This window comes from Bradyrhizobium sp. WSM1417, assembly GCF_000515415.1.
GTDB lineage: Bacteria > Pseudomonadota > Alphaproteobacteria > Rhizobiales > Xanthobacteraceae > Bradyrhizobium.
The window spans coordinates 2,946,616-2,965,262 of sequence record NZ_KI911783.1 but is presented as its reverse complement, the minus strand read 5'-3'; the positions used below and the strand labels follow the sequence as shown (position 1 = coordinate 2,965,262).

Annotated in this window: 17 protein-coding genes and 3 pseudogenes; 6 read left to right on the top strand and 14 right to left on the bottom strand. The window is 60.4% G+C overall.

The window, feature by feature from the left end; translation table 11 throughout:
• The first annotated feature begins 175 nt into the window (after positions 1-175).
• Positions 176-958, top strand: coding sequence for a transglycosylase SLT domain-containing protein (locus BRA1417_RS40505; protein ID WP_371259992.1), 783 nt, complete (start codon positions 176-178; stop codon positions 956-958).
• A gap of 165 nt (positions 959-1,123) precedes the next feature.
• Here the strand turns inward: BRA1417_RS40505 and BRA1417_RS0114290 are convergent, their stop codons facing one another.
• Positions 1,124-1,936, bottom strand: coding sequence for a response regulator transcription factor (locus tag BRA1417_RS0114290; protein WP_027516320.1), 813 nt, complete (start codon positions 1,934-1,936; stop codon positions 1,124-1,126).
• A 247-nt stretch (positions 1,937-2,183) separates the two neighbouring features.
• Between BRA1417_RS0114290 and BRA1417_RS0114285 the strand changes: the two genes are divergently transcribed.
• Positions 2,184-3,032, top strand: a complete 849-nt coding sequence (locus BRA1417_RS0114285) for an MBL fold metallo-hydrolase (protein WP_027516319.1) — start codon at positions 2,184-2,186, stop codon at positions 3,030-3,032.
• A gap of 30 nt (positions 3,033-3,062) precedes the next feature.
• Here the strand turns inward: BRA1417_RS0114285 and BRA1417_RS0114280 are convergent, their stop codons facing one another.
• From BRA1417_RS0114280 to BRA1417_RS0114270, 3 genes are all read right to left on the bottom strand, one after another.
• Positions 3,063-3,953 carry an aldose 1-epimerase family protein gene (locus tag BRA1417_RS0114280; protein WP_027516318.1) on the bottom strand — a complete coding sequence of 297 codons (891 nt, stop codon included), beginning with the start codon at positions 3,951-3,953 and terminating at the stop codon, positions 3,063-3,065.
• 70 nt (positions 3,954-4,023) lie between these two features.
• Positions 4,024-4,656 (bottom strand): hypothetical protein, encoded by a 633-nt coding sequence (locus BRA1417_RS40500; RefSeq protein ID WP_027516317.1) that lies wholly within the window; start codon positions 4,654-4,656, stop codon positions 4,024-4,026.
• Positions 4,657-5,121: 465 nt separating this feature from the next.
• Complete coding sequence (locus BRA1417_RS0114270) at positions 5,122-5,367, bottom strand: PilZ domain-containing protein (protein ID WP_027516316.1); 246 nt, start codon at positions 5,365-5,367, stop codon at positions 5,122-5,124.
• Positions 5,368-5,945: 578 nt separating this feature from the next.
• Between BRA1417_RS0114270 and BRA1417_RS45640 the strand changes: the two genes are divergently transcribed.
• Positions 5,946-6,437 carry a transposase gene (locus BRA1417_RS45640; RefSeq protein ID WP_371259991.1) on the top strand — a complete coding sequence of 164 codons (492 nt, stop codon included), beginning with the start codon at positions 5,946-5,948 and terminating at the stop codon, positions 6,435-6,437.
• A 442-nt stretch (positions 6,438-6,879) separates the two neighbouring features.
• Here BRA1417_RS45640 and BRA1417_RS0114250 read toward each other — a convergent pair whose 3' ends face one another.
• Positions 6,880-7,488 (bottom strand): NYN domain-containing protein, encoded by a 609-nt coding sequence (locus tag BRA1417_RS0114250; RefSeq protein ID WP_027516313.1) that lies wholly within the window; start codon positions 7,486-7,488, stop codon positions 6,880-6,882.
• Positions 7,489-7,816: 328 nt separating this feature from the next.
• Positions 7,817-8,119, bottom strand: a complete 303-nt coding sequence (locus BRA1417_RS0114245; RefSeq protein WP_035968535.1) for a hypothetical protein — start codon at positions 8,117-8,119, stop codon at positions 7,817-7,819.
• 574 nt (positions 8,120-8,693) lie between these two features.
• On the opposite strand from BRA1417_RS0114245, the pseudogene BRA1417_RS0114240 reads away from it, so the two are divergent.
• Positions 8,694-8,894, top strand: a pseudogene (locus tag BRA1417_RS0114240) (transposase); the annotation flags it as partial.
• 496 nt (positions 8,895-9,390) lie between these two features.
• Here BRA1417_RS0114240 and BRA1417_RS0114235 read toward each other — a convergent pair.
• Positions 9,391-9,585 (bottom strand): hypothetical protein, encoded by a 195-nt coding sequence (locus BRA1417_RS0114235; RefSeq protein ID WP_035969388.1) that lies wholly within the window; start codon positions 9,583-9,585, stop codon positions 9,391-9,393.
• Between the two features lie 652 nt (positions 9,586-10,237).
• Here BRA1417_RS0114235 and BRA1417_RS44075 point away from each other — a divergent pair.
• Entirely contained in the window at positions 10,238-10,396 is a 159-nt protein-coding gene (locus tag BRA1417_RS44075) for a hypothetical protein (protein ID WP_156948756.1), read from the top strand.
• A gap of 515 nt (positions 10,397-10,911) precedes the next feature.
• On the opposite strand, the gene BRA1417_RS44070 is transcribed toward BRA1417_RS44075, so the two are convergent.
• The 6 genes and pseudogenes from BRA1417_RS44070 to BRA1417_RS0114200 form a co-directional block, all read right to left on the bottom strand.
• A complete protein-coding gene (locus tag BRA1417_RS44070; protein WP_027516309.1) occupies positions 10,912-11,091 on the bottom strand; it encodes a hypothetical protein in 180 nt (59 codons plus the stop codon).
• Positions 11,092-11,156: 65 nt separating this feature from the next.
• A pseudogene (locus tag BRA1417_RS42790) lies at positions 11,157-11,597 on the bottom strand (UDP-glucose 6-dehydrogenase); the annotation flags it as partial.
• Positions 11,598-11,790: 193 nt separating this feature from the next.
• On the bottom strand, positions 11,791-12,741 hold the full coding sequence (locus BRA1417_RS0114215; protein ID WP_027516307.1) for a GDP-L-fucose synthase: 951 nt from the start codon (positions 12,739-12,741) through the stop codon (positions 11,791-11,793).
• Positions 12,713-13,783 carry a GDP-mannose 4,6-dehydratase gene (gene gmd / locus BRA1417_RS0114210; protein WP_027516306.1) on the bottom strand — a complete coding sequence of 357 codons (1,071 nt, stop codon included), beginning with the start codon at positions 13,781-13,783 and terminating at the stop codon, positions 12,713-12,715. Before gmd ends, BRA1417_RS0114215 begins: the two co-directional genes overlap by 29 nt.
• A 140-nt stretch (positions 13,784-13,923) precedes the next feature.
• Entirely contained in the window at positions 13,924-15,336 is a 1,413-nt protein-coding gene (locus tag BRA1417_RS0114205) for a mannose-1-phosphate guanylyltransferase/mannose-6-phosphate isomerase (protein ID WP_027516305.1), read from the bottom strand.
• Between the two features lie 25 nt (positions 15,337-15,361).
• Positions 15,362-16,381, bottom strand: coding sequence for an NAD-dependent epimerase/dehydratase family protein (locus BRA1417_RS0114200; RefSeq protein ID WP_027516304.1), 1,020 nt, complete (start codon positions 16,379-16,381; stop codon positions 15,362-15,364).
• Positions 16,382-17,714: 1,333 nt separating this feature from the next.
• Between BRA1417_RS0114200 and BRA1417_RS46285 the strand changes: the two are divergent.
• Positions 17,715-17,828, top strand: a pseudogene (locus BRA1417_RS46285) (PEP-CTERM sorting domain-containing protein); the annotation flags it as partial.
• 452 nt (positions 17,829-18,280) lie between these two features.
• Here the strand turns inward: BRA1417_RS46285 and BRA1417_RS0114175 are convergent.
• Complete coding sequence (locus tag BRA1417_RS0114175; RefSeq protein ID WP_027516301.1) at positions 18,281-18,538, bottom strand: hypothetical protein; 258 nt, start codon at positions 18,536-18,538, stop codon at positions 18,281-18,283.
• Between the last annotated feature and the right edge of the window lie 109 nt (positions 18,539-18,647).

The window sequence follows — 18,647 nt, the reverse complement described above, 5'->3', positions numbered from 1 at the left end:
TGGCGCCTCTGGCCGCTCGCCGTCCGAGCCGGGCCGCGCCCCGGGCCGTTAGAAAATCGGTTGTTAACTCGAAAGAGATAATACCTGCTCCATGCTGCGGGATCGAGCACACATCAATGCCCGCGCGACGTGGACACACGTTGCGATCGCTGTGCTTTGGTTGGCATCCCCCTCCGTGCACGCTCAGAACGACGCGGAACCGGCGTTGGCGGCTGGCGGCCACAATGCAGATCTCGGCGCTGGAGAGACGCCGGCATCGCGGGCGGCAATCCGAAAAATCGTCGAAAGAGAAACGGCCAAGACCGATCTGCCCGCGGACATCGCGGAGGCCGTCGTCTTCGTTGAAAGCGGATACAATCCGGCCACCATTGGCGCCGTCGGCGAGATCGGCCTCATGCAGGTTCGGCCCGAAACGGCAGCAATGCTCGGATTCCGGGGAAATAACGCAGAGCTCGCAGAGCCCGATATCAACATCCACTACGGCTTTCTCTATCTGAGCCGCGCATGGCGCCTGGCAGGCGGGGACCTTTGCCGTGCCCTGATGAAATATCGAGCAGGTCATGACGAGGAGTCCATGACTCCGCGCTCCCAGGTCTATTGTCATCGCGCCCGCAATCGTCCTGTCTCCATGAACTCGACGAGCGTGGGAAGCCAGGCTGCGGCCGTCCCAGATGTAGCACCGGCGCCAACTACGCCGCCCACCGTCTCGAAGTCAGCGGACCATCAGAGGTCAGCGCACAATCAAAAGGGACCGGCACGGCCGAAGGACGTTTACGCGCGTTACCGTCAAGGCACGGCGGTCGCGAGCAGGGCATATTGGGCAGCACAGGAAGCCCGGGTCCGCCTCATCAAGGCCGCGTCGAAGCCAAGTGGAAACGGGTGGCATCACGCCAATAGAAGTGCCTGCCGTGAGACGAGCAGCGGTTGGACGAACGACATTTTTGAAACCGAACTTTGAAACCGAACCTGAATAGAGATCATGCACAATAGTTTGAGAGTTTTGTTTGCAATCGTCGCGACCGGCGCCGTGGCCTTGTCGGCCTTTCTCGCGATTCGGTTCCTCGTCGGTTTCAGTGGCTGAACCCGTTGGCGCCGCCGGCACCATTTTGTGCTGCGCCCGAGTCTAGAGCCGCTCGCTCAGCGCGAGCTTGTAGCCGACGCCGGTGACCGTGGTGATGACGGGCGTGCCGCTGCCGACGAGCTTGCGGCGCAGCCTCGCCACCAGGGCATCGACAGTGCGGATGTCGACCTCGGCCTGGCGGTTGCTGACGACCTCGATCAGATAGTCGCGGCTGAGCGGCCTGCCGTCGGCACCGACAAGCGCCGCGAGCAGGTCGAATTCGGCGCGCGTCAGCGCCACCGGCTTGCCGTCGCTGCCGAGCAGCTCGCGCCGCGTCAGGTCGATGATCCAGTCGCCAAAGGCGATCGAATTGTGGGTGCGCGCCGCCTTGCGGTCGATCGAGCGCCGTCGCAGCACGCTTCGCGCGCGCGCGAGCAGGTCGCGCAAATTGATCGGCTTGGTGACGTAGTGGTCGCCCGCAACCTCAAGGCCGAGGATGCGATCGACGTCGGTGTCGCGGCGGGTCACGAAGATGATGCCCGCATTGCTCGTCGCCTGGATCTCCTTGGCGAGATCGAAGCCGTCGCCGTCGGGCAGTTGCACGTCGAGGAAGACGAGATCGGTCCGCGTCCGCAGCGCCTGGCGGCATTCGGCGCAGGAGCCGGCGCCGACCACGTCGAAATTGTTCTCGCTGAAATAACCGACCAGCATCGTCCGCGTCACCGGATCGTCCTCGACGACGATCAGTCGCTCCCGGCCAGCGACACGCAATTCCTGACCTGAGGAATCAGCCACGATGTTGGATGTCCTGTGTGCTTGTGGGCCGACCTGGAAGCTCAGGTCGCCGAGCGCGCCGCCCTGTGAACGTACATTCACGACTGTTCGAGCCCCCTCGAATTGCCTGCTGCAATACTAGGCGCGTTAGCGCGCCCAAACAACATTGGTCACGATCCAGCTGGATTAAGTATGAATTGGCCCACACTTCTCATCTCGCGCAGCATGTTCGGGAGCCCCGTACGAGCGGCTGTTGTGCGGGCTGAAGCCCATCCCGCGGCCGCTTGCCATGCCAAGAGCTTCAAATCTACTGTAACGCCCGAAAAGTCTGCCCCCAGGAGGTGGCGCCATGGAAGTCATCCTGCTCGGCACCGGCGGCCCGCGCCCGGACCCGCGCCGCATGGCGACGACCACGCTGATCAGGCTCGGCGAGGAAAACATCCTGATCGACGCAGGCCGCGGCGTCATGGTGCAGCTCAGCAAGGCTGGCGTGCCGCTCGGCTCCATCAATACGGTCTTTCTCACCCATCACCATTTCGACCACATCGGCGACCTCTACGACGTGATGCTCAATTCATGGTTGCACGGGCGCAAGGACGATCTGCGCATCTATGGTCCGCCGGATACCGAACGGCTCGTCAATACGCTGGTCACGCAGGTCTACGACAAGGACATCGCCTGGCGCGATCAGGGCGAGCCGAGCTTCGGCGGTTGGAAACCGGTCGTCGCGACCGACATCATACCCGGCCCCGTTCTCGACACCGGGCGCTGGAAGATCAGCGCCGAACTCGTCTCGCATGGCGACGGCCTCGACATGTCCCCGGCCTTCCTCGCACGCTGGATGTGTCTCGGCTATCGCTTCGAGGCCGAGGGCAAGGTCATCGCAATTTCCGGCGACACGGTGCCCTGCCCCGGTCTCGAGCGACTGGCTGAGGGGGCTGACCTGCTGGTCCAGTGCTGCTTCCTCGCCACGCCGGAGATCGACAACGAGCACCTGCGCCGGCTTGCGAAATTCACGATGGCCTGCGGCGATACAGTCGGCAAGGTCGCGGCCAAGGCCGGCGTCAGGAAGCTCGCGCTGACCCATCACCGGCCTCGCACTGACGATTCCATGCTGAACGCGCTGCTTGCGGATGTCAGGCGGGACTATTCGGGTCCTGTCGTGCTCGGCGAGGACCTCACGCGGATCGAGGTCTGAGAACTCGAGATGCGCGAAGGCCGTCCGGCCTCAGGACGATCCAACCTCAATCCGAAATGACAATTGCTCTTCCGTCCCGGGCGCGATGTGCATCAGGCCCGGCTTGTCGCTGAACTCGCCGTCGAAGCCGGCGGGACTGGCATAGCCGCGCCAGGGCTCGATGCAGAGGAACGGCGCGCCCGATGGTTTCGACCAGACGCCAAGCTCGCGAAAGCCGTGCCATGACATTTTCAACCACGGCCCGGTGAAGGCGCCCTGCTCCGCGGCATAGCGGACTGAATTGCTCGCGATCCGATCGAAGATGATTGCGTCGTCGACGAACAGGGATTCGGACAAAGGCAACACGGAGCCTTTGATCGGGCTCGGCTCTGTTACCGGACGCAGCAAGCCGCCGTCGAGACGGCGGACGGGAGATGGCTCTGCGTTCGCGAAGCTCAGCGCGTAACTCTCCTTCGCCAGTCCCGGTTGTAGCGGCCAGTTGAAAGCGGGATGGCCGCCGAGCGAGGCCGGCAACATCTCCTTGCCGGTGTTCGCGACCACGAGTGAAACATCGAGACCGGATTCGTCGAGCGCATAGGTTGCCGTCAGGCGGAACGCGAAGGGGTAGAGCGCGCGCGTCGTATCGCTGTCTTCGAGCACCAGGACACAGCGACTTTCGCCACGTTCCGCCCACGCAAAGCGGCTGTCACGCGCGAAGCCGTGCTGGGTCAGCCGGTAGGTCCTGCCCCGGTGCCGCAATTCGTCTTTGGCGAGACGCCCGACGATCGGAAACAGCAGCGGCGCATGACGCGGCCAGGCCGGCTCCGCCTGCCAGACGAACTCGATGCCGGCATCGCTCGCCAGCGAACACATCTCCGCGCCTTGCGCCTTGATGGTCGCGGTGAGCCGACCGCTGCGGATCGTGTGCGTGTCTTCGGTCATGACCGTCCTCATCGGAAGCCAAGGCTGATGAACGAAATGCTCGCCGGCGAGCAGCATACCACACTGAAGACTATTCCGTCCGCTCCTCATTGGGGAAGCGACGCTCAACTCCGCATTGTCCGGCCGAGCTTAAGTTTAGCTTGGGACGACCGTCAGACGCTCTCATAGACGAAGCCGTCGCATGTCGTCGGTATTCGGCTTGAAGGTGAGCCGAGCACGGCGGTGGTCTTGCCGCGCCAGTGAGCCGCCGAGGGCCTGGCTCACTTTTCGCGCCATCGCGCGCTTGCGGTTCTCGTTGACCGCGAGGACAATGCAAGGACACGTCGTGATTTTTCGCGATCTTGATCAGCGCCTTCGTGTCCTTCGGAGAGCACGACCGCCGAACCCGGGACCTGCATGCGAATTTGGCGCCGACGCGGTTTTCCAGGCCGATGCCGCGCGCGACCTCCTGCACGTTGGCGCGGACTTTTCGGAGACGTCTGCGGAGTTCGTTGATGAAGGTGATAGTCGCGACGAATGCGTTGGCGGCGTATTTGATTATCTCGGCGGTGCGGCGTTCCGTAAACATCAGCGGCGCCTGGTTCAGCGAGAGCGGCCCATAGTTGTCGCTCATCACCTTGCGGCCGCACTCGTCGGCGGTGCCGAGGACGATGCGGTCGGGGAACTTGAAGTCGCGGATCACCGCGTGAACAACGTTAGGCATCCGGGTAGCCATTCTGCCTGTAGCAAGCGCGACGATCGCGGTTGTAGGCGATCACACCGGCCGTATGACCGCAGAACTGGGTAACTAACTGGCTGTGGCTGTAAGCCTGCTGTGCGCAAGCAACATATGGTTTATTGCTCATCCAGTCATATGGTCCAGCACTTGCAGTGGAGACTGAGCCTACGGTCGAAACGATTGCGGCTTGCAGTTGCGCCGCAGATGGCGCTGGTTGGTACACCGCAACGCTAGTGGAGCGCGGACAGAGGTTACGATTGGCCCCTTCGGACACGCGCCCTCGGCGGTAACCGGCATGATCGAGATCCGAATTGAGAGCGTTCTTGTCTTGACCGAAGACGATGATAACCTGGAGGAGATCTCTGCGCGCGCTTCACCAGGGCGACAGGCCGGCCGATATGGCGCGATAGCACCGAAATCCCGCGGTGATGGCGGATGGGCCTAGCCGACTTAATCCGTTTTGAACACAACGCCGATGCGAGTTTCGCTGCACCAAACCAGACGACAATCTCTGATGATACGGTCTCTTTCCAACATCATCTTGAATGTGGCACGCATATGCAATTTCGTCTGCAACTCGATCCCCGCCCCGTCCTCCGAGATGTTGAACACGCGGCAACGTTGGCTGCCGCCATCTCCAAAAATGTAGGCGGCTAAGTCGACCTCCGCACGGTCGATCTTCCGGCGATCCGACATGGTTATCATTGGGTCGGCGAGACCGGCTCGTTTCCTTCATGAGCCGACGTTATTTCGAGCAGCCTGAATTGCCTCGCGATCCGTGTCGCCAAATGCGATCGCTCCCTGGCTAGCTCTCTTTGGCACTCGGACACGTCATGTCCATCCTCTTCAAGAACCTCGATCAGAACTGTTTGATCCCGAACATAGATCGCCATGTCTGCGATCTCTCGCGTCAAAACAGCCAGCTCGTCATCATTATCTGAGGCCACGGCAATCTCATATATACAAATGGTGAGGCTAGGAAGCCTCCATCTTAAATGCATGATACCTTACAGATGGTTAAGCGTACGCCATGGATCGCCCTAGGTGCATTACCTAGTTCGGCTCTGGCCACGCAAGCTGACATTGCGAACGCAGCTTCGGCGCTTGATGCGCAGATGCGCAACACGCCGGATCAACAGATATCGCTGACCGATCCGGATGCCCGTTCGATGGCCACCAGCGGACGCGTGTCGTCGGCTACAATGTCCAGGTCGCGGTGGACACCGAACACCATCTGATTGTTACGCATGAGGTCATAAACGTCGGCAACGACTGTGGGCAGCTTGCTCGGATGTCGAAGAAATCCAAAGAAGTGCTCGAAGTGGACAAACTCGAGGCGGTCGCCGACCGTGGCTACTTCGACGGAGAGGAGATATTGGCCTGCGAAGAGGCTGGCTTTGCAGTCACGCTGCCCAAGCCCATCACTTCGAACGCCAAGGCGGAAGGTCGGTTCGGCAAACAGGACTTCGCCTACCCGCCTGATGAGGACGTCTACCGCTGCCCGTCCGGCCAGCTGCTGCCCTATCACCACACCAACATTCCAGAGACGGCTCGATTCCAATCCCGACGCCATGCGGACGCGGCGCGAGACGGTCGAGCATCCCTTCGGCACGATCAGAGCCCGTATGGGTGCGACCCACTTCCTGATGAAGCGCCTACGGAATGTTGCCGCTGAGATGGCCCTGCATGTTCTCGCCTATAACCTCACCCGGGCAATGAACATCGTCGGCAAACCGCGCCTGATTGCAGCCATTTGCGCCGCTTGAAGGCCAGAAAGTGCCTCCAAAAGCGCAATATCGCGTCGCGATAACCACTTTGACCGGTCATTGGACGCTCCGACGCGATGCATCCGATTGGCGACCACGGCCGCTTGCCGACCTATTCGTTTGCACACACCCAAGACCCAAAGAAACATCGCACCAGGTGACGGCGAAAAGGCCCTTATTCTTTAGCTTTGACATCTGATCGGTGGCTTAGCGAGCTCGCACTTAGCAACGGTTGCTGGATCGGCCGCGCCCCCACGGACCACCATCTCCCCAAGCTCTTCGAAAGAGCCATCTTGGCGGGTGGCGACACTGTCACAGGAACGCGTCGCGATCTTGTCTGACGTTACTGCCGATGTGTGGCACGCCCGGAAGGAACAGGTAGGTGCCACGGGTAGCTCAAAAGCGTTCCTTACCGACCTGTCCAGTCGCATTCGCCGATCGTTTAGGCGAGGGAGTCGTTTCCCTTGGGCTCTTGCAAGAATCTAGGCATGTGTCCGCGGTCGCGCGGGGCGGGGCGTTCGGATGGGTCGCGGCCGACCTTGGATTGAAGCTCGATGAGATCGGTGAAGACATCGGCCTGGCGGCGCAGCTCGTCGGCGATCATCGGTGGCTGGCTGGCGATTGTGGAGACCACTGTGACCCGCACGCCGCGGCGCTGAACGGCCTCGACCAGGGAGCGGAAGTCGCCGTCACCCGAGAACAGCACCATCTGATCGATGTGCTCGGCGAGTTCCATCGCGTTCACGGCGAGCTCGATGTCCATGTTGCCCTTGACCTTGCGGCGGCCGGAGGCGTCGATGAACTCCTTGGTCGCCTTGGTGACGACGGTGTAGCCGTTGTAGTCGAGCCAGTCGATCAGCGGCCGGATCGAGGAGTATTCCTGATCCCCGATGATCGCGGTGTAGTAGAACGCCCTCAGCAGCGTCCCGCGGCTCTGAAACTCCTTCAGCAGGCGCTTGTAATCGATGTCGAAGCCCAGAGTTTTTGCCGTCGCGTAGAGATTAGCTCCATCGATGAAGAGCGCGACCTTATCGGTAGATGAGCAGGACATCTGGAGGCTTTCGGTGAGGCAGTCCGGGTTAAAAGCATCTCGGAACTTCACGACGCAAATTTCGGTCGCATTCTATATGGATAGTTACCGGAGATCGTCGGATAGCCTCAAACGTTTTAAGCTTCAACTAATATCCGTTGCCCCAAAGTTTTCCCGTCAGATTTGTAATGTATCCTGTCCATTTCCAAGTGCGTATTTGAAAGTTTCCCGCGATGAACGCTGGCGATTTTGCTCTTTTTGATCTGTCGATACATAAGCGCGGTCGTGCCTGGCGATGGTCTGTCATTGACCGGTCCGGCAAGAGCAGCGGAAACGGCGCATCTGATCACTACACTTTTCGCCCGAGGTCTCTCAGGAGCGAGTGGAGAAAATCACTCGCATGGTCGTACCGCGCGCCGCCGCTCGCGATTTCAAGGGCCCGCGGCTCCACTACACTACCGAAGGTTTCTGGACCGAGTAGATCAGCTTTTTCGGACCATTGCTGCAGGAGGCGATCAGGAATGTATTCTGCAGATCCGAACACCCTCAAAAGGCACTCCTCGGCTTCGGCTTTGTGATCGTGATGAGCCTTCGTCGCGTAGAAAGCGAGTAGTCCACGAAAAGCATCACGGGAAACGGCTGGTTTTGCCATTGCAATGTCCCCGCAGAATTGAATTCTCAACGAAGAGGCCACCTAAAGGCGGCCTCAGAAGTTCATTAGTTGATGTAAACAACACGTACTGAAACGCCTGCCGCAGCGTTGCCGTAGCTTCAGGCCCCGGGTGTAAATAGATGCGAGATGAACGTGCAGCTCCGGTGACAGGAGCATGCCAAGATGACTCGCTTCTGCCAACAAGAATCTGGCGACTGCCGGGATAATCCGGCAATCCCAAATATATGTCAGTTTAATTGACATACGCCGCAAGCCGTTCGGCAAGCGAAGTATCAAATGATCCATCACGCTACGTGCTCAATTCGGCAATTAGGTCTTGCAAAGGGAAGGGCCCCTGAGGGCCGCTAGTTTGGTGGTTCCTCGCACGGCATTGCCAATTCCGCTTGTGACCGATTCTGTTGAAAAAGGCCCGAAGTAGTCCGCTGTAATGGTACGAGTTGCGATGCGGACGAAGGGCTCACCAGTTCTTATGCGAGCCTTGGGGTTGGCATTGGGATCAGCTTGGCCATTTTGCGGAGGTTCTGGGCGGTGGCTGCGAGGGTGAACTGGGGTCATGGCCGAGCGCGGTGACGTAGAACTGGCGTTCTGCTGGTCACATGTGCGCCGGCGCTTCTACGAACTCGCCGCGGCCGGTCCCGCACCGATCGCCAGCGAGGCGCTCGAACGTATCGCCGGGCTCTACTTCATCGAAGCCCAGATCCGCGGACGCAGTTCTAGCCGCCAGGAGGCGGTTGCATCGCTGGTCGCACGACCGCCGCCGGCTCAGGTTCTGCGCATCGCGTAGCGTAGCGTCCAAGTTGCGTAAAAATGCGTCAGGGCCAGCGCTTCAAAGCGCGGCTCAACGAAAGGCCCAGCGGCCAAATCCATTGCAGCCGACTTTTGCAACAAAATCGGCCCAAAGCCGACTCGATCGAAGCAGCCAGCGAAGTTGGCTCTTTCACCTGGACCCCGCAAAGCAACGTTGGCTGCGCAAAGCGAATCGGCACGATTATGCGATGACGTTGTCGCGTGCGCTTCGCGCAAATGAATGAGCGCAAAGGCCCGGTTCGATGGGGTTCTCGCCGGGCCTTCGGCTCCGCTTCGTTGTGCGCCGGTTCGGGATCGAGAACCGTCGTAAACGAGACGCCGGCAACCAATACAACCTCAGCCTGAGTCGGGCGGCGAAATTGAGGCGCACCCCGCGCCGCGATGCAAGGCGATCCGCGACAGTCGGCGGAGCGTCACCCGGCAGGTAATCACTGCTACATCGTTCAGGTGCCTTCGGGCCATTCAATCGGGGGGCACTCCAATCCGCGGCGGTCAATCTCGCGGCGCAGTTCCTCTGCACGTACTTTCGCCGGCTCACCCATCAAACGAATGCCAGACCTCGCATCGGCGCGCACTTGATCGCGGATGCTTTCGTACATGTGCATGATGTATTCGTCTGAAAGATTCGCGAACGTCATCTGCGCCAACATCCTCGCAAAAACGGGTGGGCCGCCAGCGGTGGGGCGTCGCTGGCGGCCCGCGCCGGACAATTGAAATCGTGGTCTTTGGGATCGGCTTGGGGTAAGATCAGCCCTGTCCGGCGCAATAAGCGTTAGCGGCAAGCGCGTCCGGTCGCAAGCCGACGTTCGGATTAACCTCACTTCTCAAGGTTAAGGCGACCGCGTCACGCGCAACGTGACCTCGAGCAGCGTGGGTCCGAGTTCTCGCGGATTACGGTCCCAATCGTAGTAGCCATTGCTACGACATCATAGCTCTGATCGACCCGGACCGGATCGCGGCGCTTGTGCTGCGTGAGCGGCATGTTGGCAACATAGCACAATCTAACTTGCGCACCGCTGCGTCGCGGTCCAGACTCGCGCCGATTGCCGCCGTCTGATCAACGGCAATCACCTGCGCCGAGAGCGCGGCGCGCCGGCGCGGGGTGCTACGTTCGCGGGTGGCGACCGCCATGGTCCTCAGCCAAGGCGACGGCACACCCGCTGCGCTATTGCTGCGAAGCATTTTCCGTACGACGCCGACGTTACAAAAGGCCTGGCGCGCCCGGGCTCAATTTTCAAGGCGGCAAGCGGGCCGGCAATCACGACGCAATCCGGTTGGGCCGCAGAGCTGGTGACAACGGGCGTTCTCGGCTCGCTGCAGATCATCGCGCCGGTGTCGGTCTACAGCCAGCTATCGCAACTGCCGGCCAAAATCCGCGTCGACCTCTCCGGCCGCGCCGCGGTCAAAGTGCCGAGCCGAGCGCCGGCACCAGCCCCGCACCGCCATTAGTCGGTGAAGGCCAGCGATCCCGATCCGCCAACTCGGGCTGAGCAATGTAGTACCTGACTTCCGAGCAGGAAATTCGCTCGCCCGGTCTGTGATGGCCCGCGGCGCTTCCGAGCTAATTATGATTAGGAAAATGGCTGCAGCGCCGATTCCACGTGTGACCTTCATTGTTACCCGCGGCAGCTTCTAGTTTGTTTCGGACAGCTGGCCTGATCGGGCCCCCTCGTGCAGATAAACACTAGCGTGCTCGCGCGAGGGGCGATGTGGACTGTTGCTCCATTGTCGCATCGTTGTCGGAGTCGCCATCTAAGTGGCCTAAGACGCGGCCCTCATCCGCCGCTTGACGGCGCCTCGTGCAACAGGTCGGCAAGCCCACATCTGCTGTCACGAGGGTGATTGGTAAATGTCCATTATCGCTTCGATCGGTGAGGCAATTGCAAACTGGAGTGCCTGGAATAAAATGCGGCCACAGCAGTTGAGTACGCTCTCTTGAAGCACGAGCGCGGTGCTATCTCTTTCTAGAATCCTTTCTTCAGGCCCGACTTCAGCTTCCGACTCCAGTCGATGCGTCGCGGTCGCTTCTTGCGCGGCCTCGCCATGATCGGCTGACGCTCCTTGGAACCATCGTCGAACGTCTTCACGAGAAAACGCTCTCTCCCCTCTTCAATGACTTCTATTCCGACCTGCTTCTTTGCCATTCCCGCAAACGTGAGAGAGGGAACGCAGTTCCACCTGAACCTCTCCGCTTAACTAAGTGCTGGCATTGAGGGTTGGATGCGACGACGATATCGGCCTTGTTGGCCTCGCGGATGATGCGTTCGACGTCGTTGCCGATGCCGACCGGTACGGTCGAATTGGTCACCACGACGTTGAACCGGACAGCGACTGCGCGATGTCTTCCGCGGCCGCATAGACATAGCACAAATCGGCGTGGCCATCGCCGCGGCGCGAGTGCGTGCCGACTACGATCAACACGGCATCGGCATCGCCGACCGGCTTGGACAGATCGGTGATGAACTTCAGCGCTCGGCCTTGGCGTGGTCGCCACGAGCTCGTCGACCCCAGGCTCGTAGATAGCAATCTTGCCGGGATGAAGAGCCGCGACTTTATTGTCGCCCTTGTCGACGCAGATGACGTCGCGACCGAAATCCACAAAGCAGGCCTCCGACACCAGTCCCACATAGCTCGTGCCGGTTATAGCAATCTAGGAAAACCTCTACCGCTGAAGACGGATGTTTCATTGAACTCCCTAGACTTTCCCTCCATCCGTCCGCACGCCCAACATTGGGCCAGGTTGCTTCGCGAACCGAATAAACCTTGGACGCCCGGCGTGACAGGCGTCGCGAACAACACCAGCGGACAACACCACGAATCACTCAACATGCATTTGTTACATTCTACGTATGCGACAGGTACGCCGCGTATGCGCGCTTCATGCCATCGTGAAGCGATGTCGTGGCACGCCAGCCCAGTTTTGCGAGGCGGCTGACGTCCAGCAGCTTGCGCGGCGTGCCGTCTGGCCGCGAGCTGTCGAAACTGATCTCGCCGCTGTAACCGACAATTTCGGCGACGACCCGCGCAAACTCGGCGATGGTGATGTCCTCGCCTGTGCCGATATTGACCAGCTCGGCGCTCGAATAGGTCTTCATCAGGTGCACGCAGGCATCCGCCATGTCGTCGACATAGAGGAACTCGCGCCGCGGCGTGCCCGTGCCCCAGACCACGACGCTCTTCGCGCCCGTAACCTTGGCCTCGTGAAAGCGCTGGATCAGCGCCGCGACCACGTGGCTCATTTCGGGGTGATAATTGTCGCCGGGGCCGTAAAGATTGGTCGGCATCACGCTGATGAAGTCGCTGCCATACTGGCTGCGATAGGCCTCGGCCATCTTGATCCCGGCGATCTTGGCGATCGCATAGGGCTCGTTGGTGGGTTCCAGCGGACCGGTGAGCACGGAATCCTCGCGCAAAGGCTGCGCCGCCAATTTCGGGTAGATGCAGGACGAGCCCAAAAACATCAGCTTGCCGGCGCCGTTCTGATGCGCGGCCTGGATCACGTTGGCCGCGATCGCGATGTTGTCGTAAATGAATTCGGCGCGCAGCGTGTTGTTGGCGGCGATGCCGCCTACCTTTGCCGCGGCGAGGAAGATCACTTGCGGCCGCGTCTTCGCGAACCAGTCGAACACCGCGGCCTGGTTGCGCAAATCGACCTCGCGCCGGTCCACGGTGATGAGTTTGACGTTCTCCCGCTCGAGCCGGCGCGCAAGCGCGCTGCCGACCATGCCGCGATGGCCGGCGACGTAGACGCTCTTGCCTGTCAGCTCAAACGGTACGTTTGCCACTCGCCGCATCCCGCTTTGCGTTCGCCAGATCGCTCGCCATCATCTCCGCGACGAGTTCTGTAAAGCTCCGCTTCGGCTTCCAGCCGAGCACCTCGCGTGCCTTGCTGGCATCGCCGACGAGGAGATCGACCTCGGTAGGGCGGAAATAGCTCGGATCGATCTTCACCACCGTCTTGCCGGTCTTGGTGTCGACGCCGGTCTCGTCGACGCCCTCGCCGCGCCATTCTATGCGGCGGCCGACCTGCAAGAACGACAGCTCGACCATCTCACGCACCGAGTGCATCTCGCCGGTGGCGAGCACGAAATCGTCGGGTTTGTCGGCCTGTAGGATTTTGTGCATGCCCTCGACATAGTCGCGGGCATGGCCCCAGTCGCGCTTGGCCGAGAGATTGCCGAGATAGAGCGTCTGTTCGAGGCCGACCTCGATGCGGGCGACGCCGCGCGTGATCTTCCGGGTGACGAAGGTCTCGCCGCGGAGCGGGCTCTCGTGATTGAACAGGATGCCGTTACTCGCGAACATGCCATAGGCCTCGCGATAGTTCACCGTGATCCAGTAGCCGTAGAGTTTTGCGACGCCGTAGGGCGAGCGCGGATAGAACGGCGTGGTCTCCTTCTGCGGGATCTCCTGGACGAGGCCATAGAGTTCGGAGGTCGAGGCTTGGTAGAACCGCGTCCTCTTTTCCATGCCGAGGATGCGGATCGCTTCCAGCAGGCGCAGCACGCCGATGCCGTCGGCGTTAGCGGTGTATTCCGGGCTCTCGAAGCTGACGGCGACGTGGCTCTGGGCGGCGAGATTGTAGATCTCGGTCGGCCGGATCTGCTGCACCAGGCGAATCAGATTGGTCGAGTCGGTCATGTCGCCGTAGTGCATCAGGAACGGCACGTTCCCCAGATGCGGGTCCTGATAGAGATGATCGACCCGCGCGGTGTTGAACGAGGACGAACGCCGCTTGATCCCGTGCACAACATAGCCGAGCGACAGCAGATATTCGGCGAGATAGGCGCCGTCCTGACCGGTCACACCGGTGATGAGAGCGATCCGCTCGCGCATGGTCTGAAGCCTCAAGTCCGGTCAAGATGTTCCGTCGCACATGTCACCGGCGGCGCAGCCACTCCTGCGCAGCCGACGCACAGCCGGTCCTTCTTGGACAAATCGGCCCTCCGGGTCAACCCGGGCAGGCACGCTCGAGTTCAGGAACGCTGATAGTCGTCTTCAATCCGGATGATGTCGTCTTCCCCGAGATAGCTTCCCGTCTGGACCTCGATCAGCTCCAGCATGATTTTACCGGGGTTCTCCATCCGGTGCACCGCGCCCATCGGGATGTAGATGGACTCGTTCTCGTGCACGCTTTTGACGGTCTCGTTGACGGTGACGCGGGCGGTGCCGCGGACCACGATCCAGTGCTCGGCACGATGATGGTGCTTCTGCAGCGACAGCCGCCCGCCCGGCTTCACCACGATGCGCTTGACCTGGTGGCGCTCGCCATTGTCGACCGACTGGTAGCTGCCCCAGGGCCGATGCACCTTGAGATGCTCCTCGGTGACTTTCGGCGCGACCGCCTTGAGTTTTGTGACCAGCCGCTTCAGCCCGTTGGCATCCTTCTGGCGCGAGACCAGCACCGCATCGGCAGTCGCAACCACGATGAGATCGTCGACGCCTTCGAGTGCGACCAGCGCAGAGTCGGTGGTGACGTTGCAGTTGCGGCTATCCTCGAACACGGCGGTGCCGTGCGAAGCATTGCCTTGCGCGTCCTTGTCCGACAATTCCCACACTGCGTGCCAGGAGCCGACGTCGGACCAGCCGCACGACACCGGCACGACCGCGGCGCGCGCGGTCTTCTCCATCACCGCATAGTCGATCGAGATCGCCTTGGCCGCGCCGAACGCCTCGGGCTCCAGCGTCACGAAGCCGAGATCGCGGCCGGCGTTACTGACGGCATTGGAGATCGCCTCCACGCTCGCCGCATCGACCTTGCGGTATTCGTCGAGCAAGACGCTGGCCGGGAACATGAAATTGCCGCTGTTCCAGAGATAGCCGGAATTGACATAGTCGGCCGCCTTCACGGCGTCCGGCTTCTCGACGAAGCGCGCGACCGCGTGCACCTCGCCGGAGATGACCTCGCCCGGGCTGATATAGCCGTATTCGGTCGCCGGCCGCTCCGGCTTGACGCCGAAGGTGACGATGCGTCCGGCGCTTGCGGCAGTGAGGCCTTGGCGGCACGCCGCGACGAAGGCGGCGTTGTCCTGCACCACGTGGTCGGCGGCGAGCGCGAGCACGATCGCCTCACTGGCGCGGTTCTGCGCGAACACCGCGCCGGCGGCGATCGCCGGCCCGGAATCGCGCCGCATCGGCTCGAGGATCACGTCAGCCTCGATGCCGATTTCCGCGAGCTGCTCCAGCACCATGAAGCGGTAGGAGGCATTGGTGATGACAATCGGGCGATCGAACAGCGAGGCCTCCGAGACGCGCAACAGCGTGTCCTGGAACGTCGAGCGGGTGCCGAACAGCGGCAGGAATTGCTTGGGGCGCACCTCGCGCGAAGCCGGCCACAGCCGCGTTCCGGCACCGCCGCACATGATCAGGGGAATAATTTTTTGGGACACGTGTGAGCTACTCGATCAGAGGGGTTTATATGCGGTGATAATTTCTATACCATTCGACAAAGTGGCCCAAGCCATCCGCCAGCGGCGTCGAGGGCGTGAAGCCGACGTCGCGTTGCAGGGGCGAAATGTCGGCGCGCGTCTCGAGGACGTCACCGGCCTGCATCGGCAGAAGCTCGCGGATCGCGGGCTTGCCGATGATCTTCTCCAGTGTCTCGACGAACTCGATCAAATTGACCGAGCGGTTGTTGCCGATGTTGTAGACGCGATACGGCGCATAGCTCGACGAGTTTTCCGGCTGCTCGGCGCTCCACGCGGGATTCGGTGTCGCGGGACGATCGAGGGTGCGGATCACCCCCTCGACGATGTCGTCGACATAGGTGAAATCCCGCCACATCTTTCCATTATTGAAAAGCTTGATCGGCTCACCCGCGAGGATCGCGCGCGTGAAGAGCCAGGCGGCCATGTCGGGCCGGCCCCATGGACCATACACAGTGAAGAAGCGAAGACCGGTCACCGGCAGCTTGTGAACATGCGCAAACGTGTGCGCCATCAGTTCGTTGGCCTTCTTGCTAGCGGCATAGAGGCTGACCGGATGATTGACCGAATGCTCGGTCGAATACGGCAAGGTGCGATTGGCGCCATACACGGAGCTCGACGAGGCGTAGACGAGATGCGCCAGAGCGTGGCGCCGGCCGGCTTCGAGCACGGTGACGAAGCCATCACAATTGGCGCGGATGCTGGTGATGGGATCGTCGATCGAGGCGCGCACGCCGGGCTGCGCCGCAAGGTGAACGACGCGATCAGGAGTAACCTCGTCGAATACGCACGTTAGCGCAGCAAAATCGACGAGGTCGAGCTCATAGGAGCGAAAGCCTGGATGGTGCTTCAGGGTTTCGAGGCGCGCGCGCTTCAGCGCCGGGTCGTAAAAAGGTGTAAATGAATCGATGCCAACGACACGTTCGCCGCGCGCCAACAGCCGTTCACAAACGTGCATTCCGATGAAGCCGGCAGCGCCGGTAACGATCACGGCGCGAGAATTTGTCATTCCTTCATTCCTTCGTTCCGCGAAGTAGTGTCCAGACCTGGGGCAAGGATTGGGCAGTCACAACAAACACTATCAGAGAGATTGGTTGGCTGGCAGTGTTGCCAGGAGCGTCTCCACTACGACCGGCTGGCGAAATCGGGAGATATCAAGCAAATTTCGATGGCAGTGCGCCGGTCGATGACGACGCGATGAAACTAGATTGATCAACCTGACTACAAATGGTCCTTCCGTTACGGCACCCCCTCGGACAGCTTCCAGGCGGCATAGGTGCTCATGAACTGAAGCCATCCGGCAATTGCTTCCCGCAACATGCAGAAATAATTTGCTCGTCCGATTGCTCCTGGTCCAGGCGCATAATTGGAACGTCTCAACATTCGGGAGGTTCTCCCGATGCAATCTATTCCAGTTTCAAAGCCATTTCTTCGGTTCATAAATGCCCCGGTTTAAACTTCCGATGAAAAGAATGGTGTGGAAGGAGCCAATTTCCGATGCCGACCTCCTCCGTCTGATGTCCGACATCATTTCTCTGCGAGAGCGGGTGGCACAGGCCGAGCTGCGGGCGCATCATCTGAAGCAGACCTCCTTGCACCCGTCGGACAACTCGTCCACAACGAGACAGGTGCAAAAGCGATAGCGCATCAGGCGACCAAGCTCGAAAGGCACCCCGCGAGTCGCGGCGGCAGTTTGGGACAGTTGGCGGTCAGTCTCACCGGCTGGCCCGTCGCTCCCCGCAGCCCCAGCTCCCCCCAAAGGGACAATTTCACAATTAAACCGATTGACCCCCGTTAAAATTTATTGAATAATAAATCAAATATTAAATGGTTAACGTGTGAGACCTGTAATGATGAAGACGTGTTTTGCCACCGCCCTCTTGGGCCTCGTTGCGGCCACATCAGCACAAGCAGCTACGATTCCCTACCAACACCAAGGGACGGAAAATCCGACCAAGTACACTTTTGCCGCGAGTTCAACCGGTTCGCTGAACGCATATTTCTATGGATCGGGAGCATTGTTCAGCGAGAGCCTTGGGCTGCTCGTCAACGGCCAGGACAGGGGCACGGCCCTTGATAACCACAGCAGTCCTTTCGGCACGATGTACAACTTCGGCAATGTGAGTGCCGGCGACACGCTGGTCTTCTACGTCGACGTCAAGACGACAGGGTTCAAATACTATTCCGACATTTCCAGGAACGATGATCACGTGAATCACGTCTACTCCACGGCATTCACCGGCCATGGAAAGATTCCGGCCGGGACTTATGTTGGCTTCGAGGACCTCAGTCAGCGCGATACGCACTGGACTGACAATAATTACACCGACGAGCAATTTGTCTTCACGGTCGCTGCGGTGCCTGAATCTTCCACCTGGGCGATGATGGTCCTAGGCTTTGTCGGTGTCGGCTTCCTCGCTTATCGCCGCCGCAATTTGGCGCCGACGGCCGCATAGCGGTTCTCAACATTTTTTGACGAACAGAGCGCCCGCTGACGAGGTATTTCGCCGCATGCCCCATCGCCTTGTGGATTTTCCTGTCTCCGACGTCAAAAGGCCACACGATCAAGATCAAGATCATGCAACTGGAACGCCGCAAGATGCAGGCATCGATTTAACCTATCGCAATCGAAGCGAATAAAGGTTCACTGGATCGATCTCCGCGTGGTGAAGCTCCCACCGGAGGTAGCGGACGCAGGTCAACGGCTCTGCTCGGGGAGCGAGCGTCTTGTCGCTGCCGTTATTTCTACGCTTGCGATAAGGCTCCTTCACGAACCGGCGCTCTCCCGACCCAGCCCAGCTGCGGTTCATTGCACCAGGTGCATTGGTGCTCGGCACGTTCGACGCAATACCACGTCCGGCCGCAGCTTTTTCCCGAGCGGGACATCCGTGGCGAGGCCTGCGCTGAATTACCGAAGGGCGATCGTGTTCGGCCCAAATACAAGCTGGAGCCCGTCGAGCCCGCTCGCGGTCTTCGGGTTGAGCTCGGGATATTGACCCAATGTGTCGATTGGGATGTCGATCCCGGCATCGGCACCCCAATTCGATAACTCGATGACTTTCAGCTTGTCGATGCCGCGTTGCTCAGCCGGGTCGTTGGGGTGCTGTTTCCAGCCCCCCCGCCAGCACGACGTTTCGATGACCGCGTATGATGCGTGGGACGGCATCTTGGTAGCAGCCTATTCTCCGACGGGATAAGCAATGTTGCGGGCCCGGCGACATTCATGAGCTTTCAGGAGAGCGCGCCGATCATCTGAAAAATCGTGTTCAGTAACG